The organism is Micromonospora sp. 15K316 (assembly GCF_004348525.1).
In the GTDB taxonomy this organism is placed as follows: Bacteria; Actinomycetota; Actinomycetes; order Mycobacteriales; family Micromonosporaceae; genus Micromonospora.
Map to the genome: position 1 here is coordinate 1 of NZ_SMKG01000138.1, position 15,636 is coordinate 15,636.

17 protein-coding genes and 1 pseudogene are annotated in these 15,636 nt (G+C 72.3%); 11 read left to right on the plus strand and 7 right to left on the minus strand.

All coding sequences use genetic code 11. The features are described from left to right. Window positions 1-536: pseudogene (locus tag E1211_RS22210) on the plus strand (geranylgeranyl reductase); the annotation flags it as partial. A gap of 31 nt (window positions 537-567) precedes the next feature. Beyond that, the gene (locus E1211_RS22215; RefSeq protein WP_132350942.1) at window positions 568-1,338 is read left to right on the plus strand and encodes an isoprenyl transferase; all 771 of its coding nucleotides are present in this window, start codon (window positions 568-570) and stop codon (window positions 1,336-1,338) included. Between the two features lie 17 nt (window positions 1,339-1,355). Here E1211_RS22215 and otsB read toward each other — a convergent pair whose 3' ends face one another. The 3 genes from otsB to E1211_RS22230 all read right to left on the minus strand — a co-directional run bounded on the left by otsB (window position 1,356) and on the right by E1211_RS22230 (window position 3,209). Continuing rightward, window positions 1,356-2,180 carry a trehalose-phosphatase gene (gene otsB / locus E1211_RS22220; RefSeq protein WP_132350943.1) on the minus strand — a complete coding sequence of 275 codons (825 nt, stop codon included), beginning with the start codon at window positions 2,178-2,180 and terminating at the stop codon, window positions 1,356-1,358. Between the two features lie 69 nt (window positions 2,181-2,249). Beyond that, complete coding sequence (locus E1211_RS22225) at window positions 2,250-2,603, minus strand: hypothetical protein (RefSeq protein ID WP_132350944.1); 354 nt, start codon at window positions 2,601-2,603, stop codon at window positions 2,250-2,252. A gap of 162 nt (window positions 2,604-2,765) precedes the next feature. Then, a complete protein-coding gene (locus E1211_RS22230) occupies window positions 2,766-3,209 on the minus strand; it encodes an XRE family transcriptional regulator (protein ID WP_132350945.1) in 444 nt (147 codons plus the stop codon). Between the two features lie 264 nt (window positions 3,210-3,473). Between E1211_RS22230 and E1211_RS22235 the strand changes: the two genes are divergently transcribed. The 6 genes from E1211_RS22235 (at window position 3,474) to E1211_RS22260 (ending at window position 8,912) form a co-directional block, all read left to right on the plus strand. Further along, entirely contained in the window at window positions 3,474-3,818 is a 345-nt protein-coding gene (locus E1211_RS22235; protein WP_132350946.1) for a hypothetical protein, read from the plus strand. Window positions 3,819-3,849: 31 nt separating this feature from the next. After that, complete coding sequence (locus E1211_RS22240; RefSeq protein WP_132350947.1) at window positions 3,850-4,185, plus strand: hypothetical protein; 336 nt, start codon at window positions 3,850-3,852, stop codon at window positions 4,183-4,185. A gap of 470 nt (window positions 4,186-4,655) precedes the next feature. Next, complete coding sequence (locus tag E1211_RS22245; protein ID WP_132350948.1) at window positions 4,656-6,071, plus strand: PhoH family protein; 1,416 nt, start codon at window positions 4,656-4,658, stop codon at window positions 6,069-6,071. Window positions 6,072-6,336: 265 nt separating this feature from the next. Continuing rightward, on the plus strand, window positions 6,337-7,017 hold the full coding sequence (locus tag E1211_RS22250; RefSeq protein WP_132350949.1) for a lytic transglycosylase domain-containing protein: 681 nt from the start codon (window positions 6,337-6,339) through the stop codon (window positions 7,015-7,017). Between the two features lie 109 nt (window positions 7,018-7,126). Beyond that, window positions 7,127-7,771 carry a rhomboid family intramembrane serine protease gene (locus tag E1211_RS22255; RefSeq protein WP_132350950.1) on the plus strand — a complete coding sequence of 215 codons (645 nt, stop codon included), beginning with the start codon at window positions 7,127-7,129 and terminating at the stop codon, window positions 7,769-7,771. A gap of 172 nt (window positions 7,772-7,943) precedes the next feature. Beyond that, window positions 7,944-8,912, plus strand: coding sequence for an NAD(P)/FAD-dependent oxidoreductase (locus tag E1211_RS22260; RefSeq protein ID WP_132350951.1), 969 nt, complete (start codon window positions 7,944-7,946; stop codon window positions 8,910-8,912). Between the two features lie 159 nt (window positions 8,913-9,071). Here the strand turns inward: E1211_RS22260 and E1211_RS22265 are convergent, their stop codons facing one another. Both E1211_RS22265 and glpX read right to left on the minus strand, forming a co-directional pair. Next, complete coding sequence (locus tag E1211_RS22265) at window positions 9,072-10,004, minus strand: DMT family transporter (protein WP_132350958.1); 933 nt, start codon at window positions 10,002-10,004, stop codon at window positions 9,072-9,074. Between the two features lie 26 nt (window positions 10,005-10,030). Beyond that, entirely contained in the window at window positions 10,031-11,062 is a 1,032-nt protein-coding gene (gene glpX / locus E1211_RS22270) for a class II fructose-bisphosphatase (protein ID WP_132350952.1), read from the minus strand. Window positions 11,063-11,220: 158 nt separating this feature from the next. Between glpX and E1211_RS22275 the strand changes: the two genes are divergently transcribed. The 3 genes from E1211_RS22275 (at window position 11,221) to E1211_RS22285 (ending at window position 14,002) form a co-directional block, all read left to right on the plus strand. Next, window positions 11,221-11,994, plus strand: a complete 774-nt coding sequence (locus tag E1211_RS22275; RefSeq protein WP_132350953.1) for a DUF4245 domain-containing protein — start codon at window positions 11,221-11,223, stop codon at window positions 11,992-11,994. Window positions 11,995-12,120: 126 nt separating this feature from the next. Beyond that, window positions 12,121-12,906: a hypothetical protein gene (locus E1211_RS22280; protein ID WP_243709641.1), complete on the plus strand. Its 786-nt coding sequence runs from the start codon at window positions 12,121-12,123 to the stop codon at window positions 12,904-12,906. A gap of 253 nt (window positions 12,907-13,159) precedes the next feature. After that, window positions 13,160-14,002 carry a hypothetical protein gene (locus E1211_RS22285; protein ID WP_132350955.1) on the plus strand — a complete coding sequence of 281 codons (843 nt, stop codon included), beginning with the start codon at window positions 13,160-13,162 and terminating at the stop codon, window positions 14,000-14,002. 96 nt (window positions 14,003-14,098) lie between these two features. Here the strand turns inward: E1211_RS22285 and E1211_RS22290 are convergent, their stop codons facing one another. Together E1211_RS22290 and xseA are read right to left on the minus strand one after the other, a co-directional pair. Then, window positions 14,099-14,320 (minus strand): exodeoxyribonuclease VII small subunit, encoded by a 222-nt coding sequence (locus tag E1211_RS22290; protein ID WP_132350956.1) that lies wholly within the window; start codon window positions 14,318-14,320, stop codon window positions 14,099-14,101. A 94-nt stretch (window positions 14,321-14,414) separates the two neighbouring features. Beyond that, entirely contained in the window at window positions 14,415-15,635 is a 1,221-nt protein-coding gene (gene xseA, locus E1211_RS22295; RefSeq protein WP_207915470.1) for an exodeoxyribonuclease VII large subunit, read from the minus strand. Window position 15,636 lies beyond the last annotated feature (1 nt).

The window sequence follows — 15,636 nt, forward strand, 5'->3', positions numbered from 1 at the left end:
TAAGAGAAAGCGTGGGGTACGGGGAGGTGCTGCGGGGAGAGCCGCTGAGCCGGGCGTACCTGCTCGACCGGCTCGCCACGCTGCTGCCGGGGACCGACCCGGCCGGGGTCGAGGGGCTGCGGGCGCATCATCTGCCCCTGTCGACGCACCGCCCGGCGCCCGGCCGGGACCGGGTGCTGCTGGCCGGCGACGCGCTCTCGCTGATCAATCCGTTCACCGGGGAAGGGATCTTCTACGCCCTGCTCTCCGGGGCGCTGGCGGGCGCCGCGGCGGCCCGCGCGCCGGAGCGGGCCGTCCGGCGTTACACCGACTCGCTCCGTCGCCGGCTCGGCACCCACCTGCGGCACAGCTCACTGGCGGCGTGGCTGGCCCGGCGACGGCGGGTGGTGGACGCGGCGGTCCGGGCGGCCCGGCGCGACGAACGGGTCTACCGGAGCGTCGTGGAGCTCGGACTGGGCGACGGGCGGTTGAACGCCCGCACCCTAGCGATGATTGGGATCGGACTCCCGGCGCGGGATGAGGCTCCGCGGCGCTGATGCCTCCGGCAGGTCGCTACGCTGCTAGGTGATGTCTCTGCGGAACCTTGTCTACTCCGTGTACGAGCGGCGCCTCAAGGCGAAGCTCGTGGGTAAGCCGGTGCCCCGGCACGTCGGCGTCATGTGCGACGGCAACCGCAGGTGGGCCCGGGACATGGGTTTCGTCGACCCGAACGACGGCCACCGGATGGGCGCCGAGCGGATCAAGGAGCTGCTGCGTTGGTGTGACGCGGCCGGCGTGGGTCACGTCACACTCTGGCTGCTCTCCACCGACAACCTCACCCGGCCCGCCGCCGAGCTGGATCCACTGCTCCAGATCATCGAGGACCTCACCACGGAGCTGGCCGAGGAGGGCAACCCCTGGCGGCTGCGGATGGTCGGCGCGCTCGACGTGCTACCGGCGCACCACGCCGCCGCGCTCAAGGCGGCCGAGGAGCGTACCCGGGATCGTAGTGGTGGGGCCCAGGTCAACATCGCCGTCGGGTACGGCGGACGGCGGGAGATCGTCGACGCGGTGCGCTCGCTGCTGCTGGAGCACGCGGCCACCGGCGGCGGCATCGAGGAGCTGGCCGAGGGGCTGGACGTCGAGCACATCGCCGAGCACCTCTACACCCGAGGTCAGCCGGACCCGGACCTGGTCATCCGGACCAGTGGCGAGCAGCGCCTCTCCGGGTTCATGCTCTGGCAGTCGGCGCACTCGGAGTTCTACTTCTGTGAGCTGAACTGGCCCGATTTCCGGCAGGTCGACTTCCTCCGCGCGCTGCGCTCGTACGCGAACCGCCAGCGGCGCTTCGGCGGCTGACCGTCGCGCGGCGGGGCTCAGGCCAGGTGCCGGGCGGCCCGGGCGAGGAAGTCGCCGAGCGCGGCGGGTGAGTCGATGGTGAGGTCGGCGGCGTCGGCCACCTCCTGACCGGTCTCCGGATTGGCGACCGCGACGCACATGCCGAGGAAGGCCGGATCTGCGGCGGCACGGGCCCGCAGCGCGGCGAACGCCTTGATGTCGGAGACGTCGTCGCCGAAGTACCACGCGGTGTCCACGTCGCGGACCGCCTCGCCGATCACCATGCCCTTGTCCCGGTCGACCGGGGGTTTGAGTTCGAGCACCATCCGCCCGCCCTGCACCCGCAGCCCGAGCCGGTCGGCCTGGGCCTGGCCCCATTCCTGGACCGCCTCGCCGAGCCGCGGCGCCGTGCGCCAGTGCAGCGCCACCGAGAGCCGCTTGAACTCGACGAGCGTGCCGGCGGGGAGTTCGGCGCGGGCCAGTTCGGCCAGCTCGGCCATGGTGGGCACCCAGGGCAGGGCGGCCGGCTCGGTGACAGTGTCACCGCCGGAGTGGCTGTGCTCCAGGCCGTAGAGGCCGTAGAGATCGACCCCGGCGAGGCCGCCGAGGCGGTCGCGGAGGAACTCCACCGGCCGGGCCGAGACGATCGCGATCCGTCGTACGAGGGGGGCGAGCGCCTCGATCGCGGCCAGCACCCTCGGTGCGGGCTGGACCGCGGTCGGGTCGTCACCGACGGGCGCGAGCGTGCCGTCGAAGTCGAAGAAGAGCACGGTTCCGGCCGCCCGGTCGGCGTTGGCGCGCCAGGCGTCGTCGGCGCTCACGGGCGTCCTTGGCTGCTGGTTGCCCAGATTCAACGGCGGCACGCGCGTCAGCGTACCCCGGCATCGTGGGCTCATTCCTGGTTGAGCGGGGCCCCTCGGCGAGGCGTCGAGTCAGCGTTCGGCGGCTCCTCTTCCCCTTCGTCCGAACGGCACGACGGCCGCGTCCTGGCCGTGGCTGAGCAGGTAGCCCTCCACGAAGCCGGTGTTGCGGTCGCCCGTGTGCGACTCGATCTCGTTCAGCCGCGCCACGAGGAACTCGGTGAGCGCGCTGACCCGGTCGTTCAACCGCTCGTGCAGCTCGGCCAGCACGGCCAGGACGACCGCGGTGCCGGCGGTGGTGAGCGCGAAGAGGTTGACGAGCAGGGGAAGCTGCCCGCCGTCGACCACGAGTGTCACCGCGTTGCCGGTGGCGCACAGTGTCATCGACACCGCGGCCACCACGACTGCCAACCATTTCAGGGTCATGGACAGACCCCTCCTTCTGTCCCGCAGGGCTGGGTTCGGCCTTGTCCCGTCCCCCCGCCGACGACGAGCCCAAGCAGTACGAATAGGGACGCTAGCGTGCCCGTTCCGGCCCCGGAGCGAAACGAATGAGTCTGACCTGCTGTTCTTTCGCTATCTGAGGAACTACCCGGCCTGTTTCCCGCGCTTTCGGACATCGACGGGGAGAGTTGGGCGATAAGCGAGGTACCGAATGGTTTCTCGAATGTGGAACTTCTCCGCGTCCGACACGTTCGGGTCGACGAGCCGGCGCAGTAGCGCCTCCACGTCCGGGTCCATCGGCGGGCTGGGCTGACCGGCGTGCGGGGTGGTGGCGGTGCGGTCCCAGCCGAGCGCGGCGAACGCGGTGGCCGGGTTGAGGCCCAGCCCCTCGCAGAAGGCGACGACCCGCTCGGCCTCGGGGTCGCTGGCCCAGTCGCCCCGCACCCAGCGGTTGATGGTCTGCCGGGAGACGCCGGTTCGTCGGGAGACCTCTGTGCCGCTCCAGGCCCGGGTTGCTCGTGCCTCGTCGAGCGCGCGCCGGACGAAGGTGGCGAAGGCGATCTTCCGTGCGTTGGCGGTCTCGGTCACCTCGTGACGGTACGGCCACTCGCCTGGGTGCGAGGCCCCTGGCACGCGGTTGTCACGTGAACGTGACGCCTGGTTCGGCTTTACGGTCAACGATCCAGCTCTGCTTCTGAGGGGTGCCACCTGGGCAGAATAGATGACCATTGGTGGTGCCGTAAACGGACGAAAAGCTGATACTGTCACGCCCATGGGACAACCTACGGTGTGTCACGTGCCTGAGACGATTGGTGCTCACATGCGTCACGCCCCCGGTGCGAGGGGGGTGTGGTGACCGAACTCGCGACGCGGGCCCAGGCCTTCGGTCTGATCGCCGAGGGCGTCGCCGCCGGCCTGAGCGCCCCCTGGCGCCTCTACCTCGCCCGGGGATGCCGGTACCTGTCGCTGAGCGTCGGTGACCGGGCCGAGTGGAACGCCTGGCGTACCCACCTCGGCTGCCCGGAGCTGAGCGTACGGGTCTACGAGTCCGGCGGGGAGATCCGCCGGTCGTCGGTGGCGGAGGTGGTCTTGGACTGCTGCCGGATCAGTGTCGAGCTGGTCGAGGAGGTCAGCACCGGCGATCTCGACCAACTGCTGGTCGCCGATCCGGCCTCGGTCGACCCGGAGGAGCGATGACGGGGCACCGGCGGCGTCCGGGAGCCGCCCGATGAGCCCCTTCCTCGCGATCTTCCTCGTCCTGGTGCTCGGTGCCGCCAGCTACGCCGCCGGGCGGCTGCACGGGCAGTTGAGCTACCGCATCGGCTACCGCTTCGGCTACCGGCAGGGCTACTTCGACGGCGACCGTGGCGCCTGGAACCGGCGTCGCCGGGACGCGCAGGCGGCCATCGCCTCGGCGCTGTCCGCGCCGGCACCCAGCACCATCCGGGTGAGCGGGACGGTGTCCCGCCCCGGCACCACGTACACCGGCTCGTCGTTCTCGGCGCCGGCCGCCCCGGTCACCGGGCGGCACCCCACCGGCACCCTGGTCAGGCGAACCGGCTGAGCCGGCCGAAGCGGCTCGTCGACGAGCCGACCGGCCGGCACGAAGGCACGGTGCGTCGTCCGCGGCGGACACGCACCGTCGGGGTCACGTCAGACCGGTGACCGTGGCCCCACCGGCCGGGATGCGCGCAGGGGGCATGCATCCCGGCCGGCCCCGCCGCCTCGGCTCGGCAGCCGGCGTGCCCGATCGCGCCGGCTGCCGCAAGGGGGCTACGACAAGCCGTGCGCAGCGCGGACGGCCGGGTCGGTGACGGGCCGTTCATGTACCGGTCGGCGGAGAGCAACCTGCAACCTCTAGCCGGGATGCCCGAGCCCGGCTAGCGTCTAGGCATGGCACGGGGTTCTCCCGGGCCAACCGGCAAGCCCGGACCTGCGACCCACGCGCATGGGGCCCGCATCCGACCCCGTGTCCCCGGGCACCGGCGGTGGCGGAACGCGGATGGCCGGGTGCACATCCGCCGGAGCAGGCCTGTGACGACTCGCCGTACCACTGCCGGTGCCGATCAGACCCCGGCCGCGACCACCGTGACCCGCCGAGCCACCCGGAGCCGCCGCACCGCGGCGACCGCGCCGGCCGACGCCGAGGAGCCCCGACCAGCCGGCCAGTCCTTCGTTCTGGACACCTCGGTGCTCCTCTCCGATCCGGCGGCCTTCCATCGGTTCTCCGAGCACGAGGTGGTCCTGCCGCTCGTGGTGATCTCCGAGTTGGAGGGGAAGCGCCACCATCCGGAGCTGGGCTGGTTCGCCCGACAGTCGCTGCGCATGCTGGACGAGCTGCGGGTGCGACACGGCCGGCTGGACCGGCCGGTGCCCGCGAACGACAGCGGCGGAACGCTGCGGGTGGAGCTGAATCACACCGACGACGGGGTGCTGCCGCCCGGCTTCCGCAACGAGAGCAACGACGCCCGGATCCTCTCCGTGGCGCTGAACCTCGCCGCCGAGGGGCGGGAGGTCACGCTGGTCAGCAAGGACATGCCGCTGCGGGTCAAGGCCGCCTCGGTGGGTCTGCGCGCCGACGAGTACCGGCACGGCCAGGCCAGCGACCCGACCTGGACGGGCATGGCCGAGTTGGAGTTGAGCGAGGAGCAGATCGGCCAGCTCTACGCCGGTGAGACGCTTGACCTGGACGAGGCGGCGGGGCTGCCCTGCCACACCGGCCTGGTGCTGCACTCCGGGCGCGGGTCGGCGCTCGGCCGGGTGCTGCCGGACAAGACGGTACGGCTGGTGCGCGGCGACCGGGAGGCGTTCGGCGTCCACGGTCGCTCGGCGGAGCAGCGGATCGCCCTGGACCTCCTGCTCGACGAGTCGGTCGGCATCGTGTCGCTGGGCGGTCGGGCGGGCACCGGTAAGTCCGCCCTCGCCCTCTGCGCCGGGCTGGACGCGGTGATGGAGCGTCGCCGGCACAAGAAGGTGGTGGTCTTCCGTCCGCTCTACGCCGTCGGCGGTCAGGAGCTGGGCTACCTGCCCGGCACCGAGTCGGAGAAGATGTCGCCCTGGGCACAGGCGGTCTTCGACACCCTCGGCGCGGTGGTGCACGAGAACGTGCTGGAGGAGGTGACCGGCCGGGGGCTGCTCGAGGTGCTTCCACTGACGCACATCCGGGGCCGTAGCCTGCACGACGCGTTCGTGATCGTGGACGAGGCGCAGTCCCTGGAGCGCGGCGTCCTGCTCACCGTGCTCTCCAGGATCGGTCAGGGTTCCCGGGTGGTGCTGACCCACGACGTGGCGCAGCGGGACAACCTCCGGGTCGGCCGGCACGACGGGGTGACCGCCGTGATCGAGGCGTTGAAGGGCCATCCGCTCTTCGCCCACGTGACGCTCAGCCGTTCGGAGCGTTCGCCGATCGCGGCCATGGTGACGGACCTGCTGGAGGACAGTCCGCTTTGATGGCTGTTTAATGGTAGTTTGTCCGGATTCTGGTTGTGGCGCAAGTCACAAATCCGCCTCTTGGTTTCCCATCAGCCTCACCGTGCGCGATCGTGTCCCACGAGCGCTCACGCACCGAAGAGATCGTCAGGGATCATTCGTCACGCCTGTCACGAGACCGGTGCGTCGGCTGCGACCGGCGACGGTCGGGGCGCTCACGGCGCGGCCCGGCCGTAGACGACCCGGGCACCCGCCGTGTCCTTGCCCCCGACGAAGGGACCACTTCGTGAGTCGGCTGTGGAGCCGGTTGGGTGCCCGCACGGCCGCCGTCGCACTGCTCTCCGTGGGTGTTGCCGGCGGTGTCTACCTGGGCGACGACCGGGAAGCCCAGCAAGAGGGCCTGACCGCGCAGGTCAGCGCGGAGGTCGACCAGGCGGAGCACGAGTACCAGCGTGAGCGCCAGGCTGCCCACCAGGTGCAGTCCGCTCGGCAGCGCGCCGCGGAGTACCAGGCGAAGCTGCGTGCCGCCGAGGCCGCCAAGGAGGCCGCCGAGCGGGCCCGCCGGGCCGAGCAGGCCGCCGCGTCCCGCAAGCGCGAACGCGAGGCGGCCCAGAACGCGACTACGAAGCCGTACGACGGGCCGATCCCCGCCTCGTGCGAGGAGTACAGCGGCAACCGGAAGATCGGCTGCGCGGAGATGATCAAGGCGGGCTTCCCGATCAAGGAGTTCCCCTGCCTGGACAAGCTCTGGACCAAGGAGAGCGGCTGGAACCACAAGGCCCGCAACGCCTCGTCCGGTGCGTACGGCATCCCGCAGGCGAGGCCCGGCGACAAGATGAGTTCGGTCGCCGACGACTGGAAGACCAACCCGGCCACCCAGGTCGAGTGGGGGCTGGGCTACATCAAGGGGCGGTACGACACCCCCTGCGGCGCCTGGGCGCACTCCCAGAGCACCGGCTGGTACTGATCCGCAAGCGCACGAGAACGGGGCGGGTGGCCACCACCCGCCCCGTTTTCCGTGTCCCGGCCCGGGACGTGAGTGGCGGCCGGGCGGGATTACTGATAGCAGTGGTGGGGTGACCCTGCTCTCCGGAAGCAACGACCCCCACCGGTTCGGCACCGAGGCGTTCTACGCCGCACTCGGCCGTGCCTTCGTGGCGATGTGCGCGGTGGTGCCGTTCCTGTTCCTCATCGAGGTCGCCGATCAGGGTCTCTCGTTCGGCCTGGACGCCGCCGCGGGCATCATCCCGAAGCGGATCGACGGACTCGACGGCGTCTTCTTCTCACCGTTCCTGCACCACGGCTTCGACCACCTCTACAGCAACAGCATCCCGCTGATCCTGCTCGGCACGTTCGTGCTCGCCGCCGGCGCCCGCCGCTTCCTCTGGTCCACCCTGCTGATCATCCTGGTGAGCGGGCTCGGCGTCTGGTTCACCGGCTCGCCCAACTCGGTGGTGGTCGGCGCGAGCGGCGTGATCTTCGGCTATCTGGGGATCCTGCTCACCCGGGGCATCTTCGAGCGCAGCTGGTGGAACTTCGCGGTCTTCCTGCTGGTCGGGCTCCTCTACGGCTGGCAGCTGGTGGGCGTCCTCCCCACCGACGAGCGGATCTCCTGGCAGGGGCACCTGTTCGGGCTCCTCGGCGGGGTGGTCGCCGCCATCCTGTTCCGGCGCCGCCGGCACGACCCCAGCCGCTCGGAGTCCACCTTCTCGATGCCGTGAGCAGGCCGGGCCCGGGCTGCGGACCCCGCCGTCCGGATCCCGCCGCCGCCCCGCGTACCCGTTGTGACCTGCCCGTGCGCCGTCCACGCGACACGCTTGCCCCGGGCCGCGCCAGGGCCATACCGTCGACATCAGCACGCGTTGATCCGCCAGCGGGAAGCGACGGTACGCCATGCGCGAGGTCGATGTCGCCGTGATCGGAGCCGGTCCGACCGGCCTGTTCGCCGCGTACTACGCAGGTTTCCGCGGGCTCTCGGTGGCGGTGATCGACGCGCTGCCGGAGCCGGGCGGCCAGGTCACCGCGATGTACCCGGAGAAGCTCATCCTCGACGTCGCCGGCTTCCCGTCGGTCAAGGGCCGCGACCTGGTGGCGAACCTGGTCGCCCAGGCCGCGCCCTTCGACCCGTGCTACCTGCTGGGCACCCGCGCCGAGAAGCTCACCTACGCCGACGAACGTCCGGTGCTCGCCCTCGCCGGCGGCGAGCGGCTGCACTGCGGCGCGGTGATCGTCACCGGCGGGCTGGGCAGCTTCACCCCGCGCCCGTTGCCGGTCGCCGACCACTTCGTCGGCGCCGGGATCGTCTACTTCGTGCCGCAGCCGGCCGAACTGGCCGACCGGGACGTGCTGATCGTCGGCGGTGGTGACTCCGCCTTCGACTGGGCGCTCACGCTCTACCCGCTGGCTCGCTCGGTGACGCTGGTGCACCGGCGGGAGAAGTTCCGGGCGCACGCCGCCACCGTCGCGCGGGTGCGCGGGCTGCCGATCCGGGTGCTGGTCAACGCCGAGGTCACCCGGCTGCTCGGCGACGGCGCGGTCACCGGCGCGGAGATCACCGTACGGGGCGGGGCGGCGGAGATCCTGCCGGTCGACACCGTCGTCGCGGCGCTCGGCTTCACCGCCGACCTCGGCCCGCTCGCCGAGTGGGGGCTGCGACTGGACCGCCGACACATCGTCGTCGACAGCACGATGGCCACGAACCTGCCCCGCGTCTTCGCGGCCGGCGACATCACCGAGTACCCGGGCAAGGTCCGGCTGATCGCCACCGGCTTCGGCGAGGCCGCCACGGCGGTGAACAACGCGGCGGTCGCCATCGACCCGGGCGCCCACCTCTTCCCGGGCCACTCCTCGGACGGCGCCTGACCCGGCGCGCGGGGCGGCCCGGGCTCCTCGCCGCGTGGCCCGATGCCGGGCGGGCGACCACGCGGGCGGGGCCTGCGGGCGCTCGCCGAGGAGACCGAGCCGGTGATGTTGAGCAGGGACCCGGGCCGGCTGCCGGGCCACAGCGGCGTGCGCGGCCGGTCAGCGCGACGGCGCCAGCGCGGCGACGAGCACGGCGACCAGCGTGAGGGCCGCGCCGCCCAGGGTGGTGAGGGTCGAGTGCGAGGCGGCCGTCGGTACGACCAGGTCCACCAGGACGGCGCCCACCACCTGGCCGGCGATGGTGGCCAGGCCGAGCAGCAGCACGCCGGTGAACCGGACGATCGCCGCCGCGAGCGCGATGAAGACGATGCCGATCGGTCCGCCCAGGTAGAGCCAGGGCTCGGCGGGCAGGCTCCCGGCCGGCCAGCCGCGTACCGCCACGTCGACGGCGAACGCGACGAGCAGGGCCGCGGTGCCGACGGTGAAGTTCACGAGTGTGGCGGTGAGCGCGCTCCCCGAGGCCCCGCGGACCCGCCCGTTGACCGCCTGCTGCCAGGCGATGCCCACGCCGGCGAGCAGCGGCAGCACGGCGAACACCAGCGTGTCCGGATGATCGAACCGGTCGCTGACGGAGAGCAGCACCGCGACCACGGCGAGCGCGGCACCGGCCAGCCGCTGCGCGGTGACCGGGTGCGCGCCGGCCGGCCCGATGCCCGCCCGGTCGACCGCCAGGCTGCTGCCGGACTGACCGGCCACCACGGCCACGGTGAAGACCGCGACGCCGAGCGTGCCGATGGTGAGTCCCTGGGTGGCGACGAGGAACGCGCCGAACACCCCGCCCAGGCACTGCCAGGGCCGCAGCGCGCCGCCGCGCAACGCCGTCCGCAGCGCGGTCAGGCCACGCCGCCCGGTCGGGGAGGCGGGAACCAGCACCAGCAGCACCAGCAGCCCGATACCGAAGGAGATCACCGCCGCGCCGAAACCGTCCCGGAGACGTACGCCCAGCTCGCCGTTGATCCGCGACTGCACGGCGACGGCGACGCCCGAGAGGGTCGCCAGCCCCACCCCGACGATCCGCTGAGTCGCCGGCAGGACGGGCCGGTCGGTGGTGGCGGCGCTCACTCCTGCTCGGCCAGGGGGCGGCCGTCGAAGTCGACGGCCGAGTAGAGCGCCAGCTTCTCCAGCCGGTGGTACGAGTCGATCACGCGGATCGTGCCGCTCTTCGAGCGCATCACGATCGACTGGGTGTACGCCCCGCCGGCGCGGTAACGCACCCCGCGCAGCAGGTCCCCGGAGGTCACCCCGGTGGCCACGAAGAAGCAGTTGTCGCCGGTCACCAGGTCGTCGGTGAAGAGCACCCGGTCCAGGTCGTGCCCGGCGGCGAGCGCCTTCTCCCGCTCCTCGTCGTCCTTGGGCCAGAGTTTCGCCTGCATCATCCCGCCCATGCACTTGAGCGCGCAGGCGGCGGTGATCCCCTCCGGGGTGCCGCCGATGCCCATCAGCACGTCGACGTCCGACTCGCCCCGGGCCGCCGCGATGGCGCCGGCGATGTCCCCGTCGGAGATGAACCGGATGCCCGAGCCGGCCCGGCGGATCTCCTCCACCAGGTCCTTGTGCCGGGGTCGGTCCAGCACGCAGACCGTCACCTCGGAGACGTCGGTGCCCTTGACCCGGGCGATCCGGCGCAGGTTGTCCGCCACGCCCGCGTTGATGTCCACCACGTCCGCGTAGGCCGGGCCCACGGCGAGCTTCTCCATGTAGAAGACGGCGCTGGGGTCGAACATCGCGCCGCGCTCGGCGACCGCCAGCACCGCCAGGGCGTTCGGCATCCCCTTGCTCATCAGCGTGGTGCCGTCGATCGGGTCGACCGCGACGTCCACCTCAGGACCGGTCCCGTCGCCGACCTCCTCGCCGTTGAAGAGCATCGGGGCGTTGTCCTTCTCGCCCTCGCCGATCACCACGACGCCGCGCATCGGGATCGAGTTGATCAGTTTGCGCATGGCGTCGACGGCGGCCCCGTCGCCGCCCTCCTTGTCACCACGGCCGACCCACCGGCCGGCGGCCATCGCCGCCGCCTCGGTGACCCGGACCAGGTCGAGGGCGAGGTTGCGGTCCAGATTCTGCGGAACGCGGGTCCTGGTGTTCGTCATGACGGCTCCTCCTCGCGACGGTGCGGGGTGGGCCGGGCGTCGCGGCGTGCTCCGCTGCCGGCTATGTCGCTGATCCTCACACGATCGCCGACGCGGCGCTGGGGCGGGGCGGTGATGGCCCGGATACCGCCCGTCGGGGCGGCTGCGAGAATGGAGGGGTGGAACCCGCACAGCCTGCCGACCGCGTACCCGCCGACCGGACCTCGACCGACGGCCCCGGGCCGGCCGACGCCCGCGCCGAGCTCGACGGGCCGCCGGCCGAGACCCCGGCCGACGCCACGGACCGGATGCCGTCGAGCGGGGAGCCGGCCCTGGTCGAGCCGGCGGGCGCCGCGCGGCAGGATCCGCCGGAGGCCGGCCGGCCGGAGCCGTCGGTGACAGCTTCGCGGGAACCGGCCGCGTCACCGGTGGCCGCCGCCTCACGCCGCTCCGACCGGTCGCCGAAGGACATGGCGATCTCGCTGTTGGTGCTGCTGATCCCGATCGCGCTGCTGCTGGCGTTCTACCGGGGCTTCCTCGGCGGCGACCAGCCGACCCCGGTCGACCCGACGCCCGCCGTCGAGCAGGCCCAGGCCGCGAAGTCCTTCCCGGTGAGCCAGCCGGCCGGGCTCGGCGAGGAGTGGCGCACGGTCAACGCCCGCTACCAGACGGTGGAGGGCGGCTCGACGCTGCGGATCGGCTACGTGACCCCGGAGGGCAAGGGCGCTCAGCTGCTGCAGAGCAGCGTGCCCGCCGAGCGGATCATCCCGACCGAGCTGACCGATCGGGCCCAGCCGCAGGGGCAGACCGAGCTGGCCGGGCGGAACTGGCAGCGGTACACCGCCCGGGCGAACGAGCAGGCGCTGGTGCTGCTGGAGCCGGGTCGCACGGTGATCGTGGTGGGCGACGCCCGGGAGAACGAGCTGCGCGAGCTCGCCGGTTCGCTGCGCTGAATCGTTCCCCACGGCGGCGTCGGATCGGCTAGTCTGCCTCGGCTCCAGCCCGGCGACGTGAGGTCGACCGGGCGACACCGTACTGCGAAGAGAGACGACGTGAACATTCGACGGTGGGGTCTCGGCGTGCTCGCCGCCGCCCTGTTCGTCCCCGGCCTGACTGCGTGCGGCTCGGACGCCGACAAGTCTGCCGATGCCGGTGCTTCGGCCGACGCCTCCGCTGCGGCCATCCCCTCGGATCCGAAGGAGGCGCTGGTCGCCTCCACCAAGGAGCTCGAGAAGGGCAACTTCACCTTCACCCTCGCCGGCGACGGCGTGACCGGTGAGGGCTTGGTGCACAAGCCCAGCAACAGCGCCCAGATGACCATGAAGATCGACGATGGCTCCGGCTCGACCATGGGACTGGACATGGTCTACATCGAGTCGGAGAGCTGGGTGAAGGTCGATCTCGGTGAGCTCGCTGACATGATTCCCGGCGCGGCCGCCATGAAGGACAAGTACCAGCACCTGGACAAGTCCAAGATCCAGGATGGTGCGCTGAGCCTCGACCTGACGAAGCCCGATCCGGGCGACAGCGCCACGATGATCAAGGCGATCACCGAGGTGCAGAAGACCGGCGAGGGCGCGTACAGCGGCAAGCTCGATGCCTCCGGCGTGACCGACTCCGACGCACTGGACCAGGACCTGATCAAGGCGCTCGGGGCTCAGGCCAAGTCCCTGCCCTTCACCGCGAAGCTGGACGCGCAGGGTCGCCTCAGCGAGCTGGTGCTCTCGATCCCGGCCGCGGGTGAGACCAAGGCGCACGAGATCAAGGTCGCCTACGCCGACTACGGCACCGCCACCGCCGCCGAGAAGCCGGCTGCGGACAAGGTCGTGGAGGCCTCCGAGCAGACCTACGAGATGCTCAAGTAATCGCCGCACGCGAGGAACGGGGGCGGCGCTGCCGCCCCCGTTTTCGTCTCTTCCGGCAATCGCCCCTCGGTCGCCTCGCCGGGAAAGCGGACACTCGGGCGATTGTCCGACCCGTCGGCAGGGAACAGAGGAGAGGCGAGCCGGGCAGGTCGCATTCCGGCCGGACCGGCTCGCGCGGCGCAGCCGTGGATCGCTGCGTCGCCCGGTTCCGGCGCACCAGCCCCGCGTCGGGTGATCCTCTCGGGAGACACGGATGACTGTTCGACGACGACTCGGCGCCGGCCTGGTGGCTGCCGCGCTCTTCACCCCGGGCCTCGCCGCGTGCAACGCCGAAGCCCCGGGAGGCGCGGCCTCGCCGATCGCCTCCGCTACGGCCACCGCCACCGGCAGCGCGTCGCCGGGGAGCGGTGACGCGAAGCAGGCGCTGCTCGCCTCCACGGCGGCGATCCGCGACGGCAACTTCCGGTTCACCATGACCGGCGCCGGGAGCACGGCCGAGGGGCAGGTGCACGAGCCGAGCCAGAGCGCGCGGATGAAGGTGTCGATCGGGGACGCCTCCTCCGACCTGTCGATGACGCTCGACGTGATCCACGCTCGGCCGGACAGCTGGGTGAAGGTCGACCTCGGCGGTCGGGCGGCGCAGAACGTACCGGGGCAGGAGGCGCTGAAGCTCGGCAAGTACCAGCACCTCGACCAGACCCGGATCAAGGGCAACCGCAATCTCGGCTTCGACTTCGACCGGCTCGACCCGGCCGGCAGTGAGGTGCTCACCCAGGGCGTCACCGAGGTACGGCGTACCGGCGAGGGCGCCTACGCCGGCACGATCGACGTGTCGAAGGCGGCCGAGGCCGGATCGCTGGACGCCACCATGATCACCGCGCTCGGGCCACAGGCGAAGTCGGTGCCCTTCACCGCTCGGGTGGACGCGCAGGGCCGGCTCAGTGAGCTGGTGATCCAGATCCCGGCGGCCGGCCAGCAGAAGGCTCAGGACGTGCGGATCACCTACTCGGACTACGGCAACGCCACCGCTGCCCAGAAGCCCGCGCCCGACCAGGTCGTCGAGGCCCCGGCCGAGCTGTACAACCTCTTCAGCTGATCCGCCGCGCTTCCCGAGCCCTCGATCACGCGGCCGTGGTTGCGGCACCCGTTGCGGGTGCCGCAACCACGTCTCCGGCGCGCAGGGCCTGCGAGGTCAGGGGGTCTGGGCCTCCCGGGCGGCTTCGATACGGGCCCGCGCGCCGTCCAGCCAGCGCTGGCAGATCACCGCCAGCGCCTCGCCCCGCTCCCAGAGCGCGAGCGACTCCTCCAGCGACGTGCCGCCGGCCTCCAGCCGCTCGACCACCGATGCCAGCTCCGCGCGGGCCTGCTCGTAGCTGAGCCGCTCGTCCGGCCCGGCCTTCGTCTGCTCAGTCATCGGCTCCATCCCAGCACACGGCCTTCCCGCGGCGCGGGCGGCTCACCGTCGTTCGCGGCGCGGCTCGGGCAAGCCGTTCGCGGGACCCGGCGGCTCACCCGTCCACCGTCGCCGCCAGCTCGCCGTCGGCGAGGCGTACCCGCAGCGGGTCGCCCTTGCCCACCTCGGACGCGGCCCGGACCACCTGCCCGTCGGCGCGCTGGACGATCGCGTAGCCGCGGTCGAGCGTGGCCGCCGGAGAGAGCGCGCGGAGCCGGGCCAGGGTGTGCCGCAACTCGTCGTCGGCGGCGGCGAGCCGGTGGTGCAGGCAGCGGCCGGCCCGCTGGCGGAGCAGGGTCAGCTCGGTGCTCCGCTGGTCGATCATGACCTGGGGGCGGGCCAGGACCGGCCGGGAGCGCAGCGCGTCCAGCCGGTGCGCCTCGCGGTCGATCAGGTTGCGTACGGCGCGTTCGAGGCGGCTGCGGGCCTGCCCGATGAGGCGTACCTCCTCGGACAGGTCCGGTACGACCCGCTTGGCCGCGTCGGTCGGCGTCGAGGCGCGCAGGTCGGCGACGTAGTCGAGCAGCGGCGCGTCCGTCTCGTGGCCGATCGCGCTCACCACAGGCGTGCGGCAGGCGAAGACCGCCCGGCAGAGCGCCTCGTCGGAGAAGGGGAGCAGGTCCTCGAGGCTGCCACCGCCCCGAGCGATGATGATCACGTCGACGGTCGGGTCGGCGTCGAGCACCTTGAGCGCGTCGACGATCTGCGGCACCGCGCCGGGCCCCTGCACCGCCACGTTGACCGTCCGGAACTCCACCGCCGGCCAGCGTCGGCGGGCGTTGGTGAGCACATCCCGCTCGGCCGCCGAGGCGCGGCCGGTGATCAGCCCGATCCGGTTGGGCAGGAACGGCGTGCGGCGCTTGCGGGCCCGGTCGAAGAGCCCTTCGGCGGCGAGCAGCTTCTTGAGCTTCTCCAGCCGGGCCAGCAGCTCGCCGAGGCCCACCTGGCGGATCTCGTCGGCGCGCAGGCTCAGCGTGCCCCGGGCGGCGTAGAACTCGGGCTTGGCGTGCAGCACCACCCGGGCGCCCTCGCGCAGCTCCGGTGCGCCGACGTCGAGGACGTCCCGGTTGGTGGTGACGGTCAGGCTCAGGTCGGCCGACGGGTCCCGCAGGGTGAGGAAGACGGTGCTGGCGCCGGGGCGGCGGCTGATCTGCGCCACCTGCCCGTCGACCCACACCCAGCCGAGCCGGGCGATCCAGGCGCCGATCTTCTGGCTGACCACCCGGACCGGCCAGGGCTCCTCCGACGTGCTGCGATCCACCTCACCCGTGCTCACC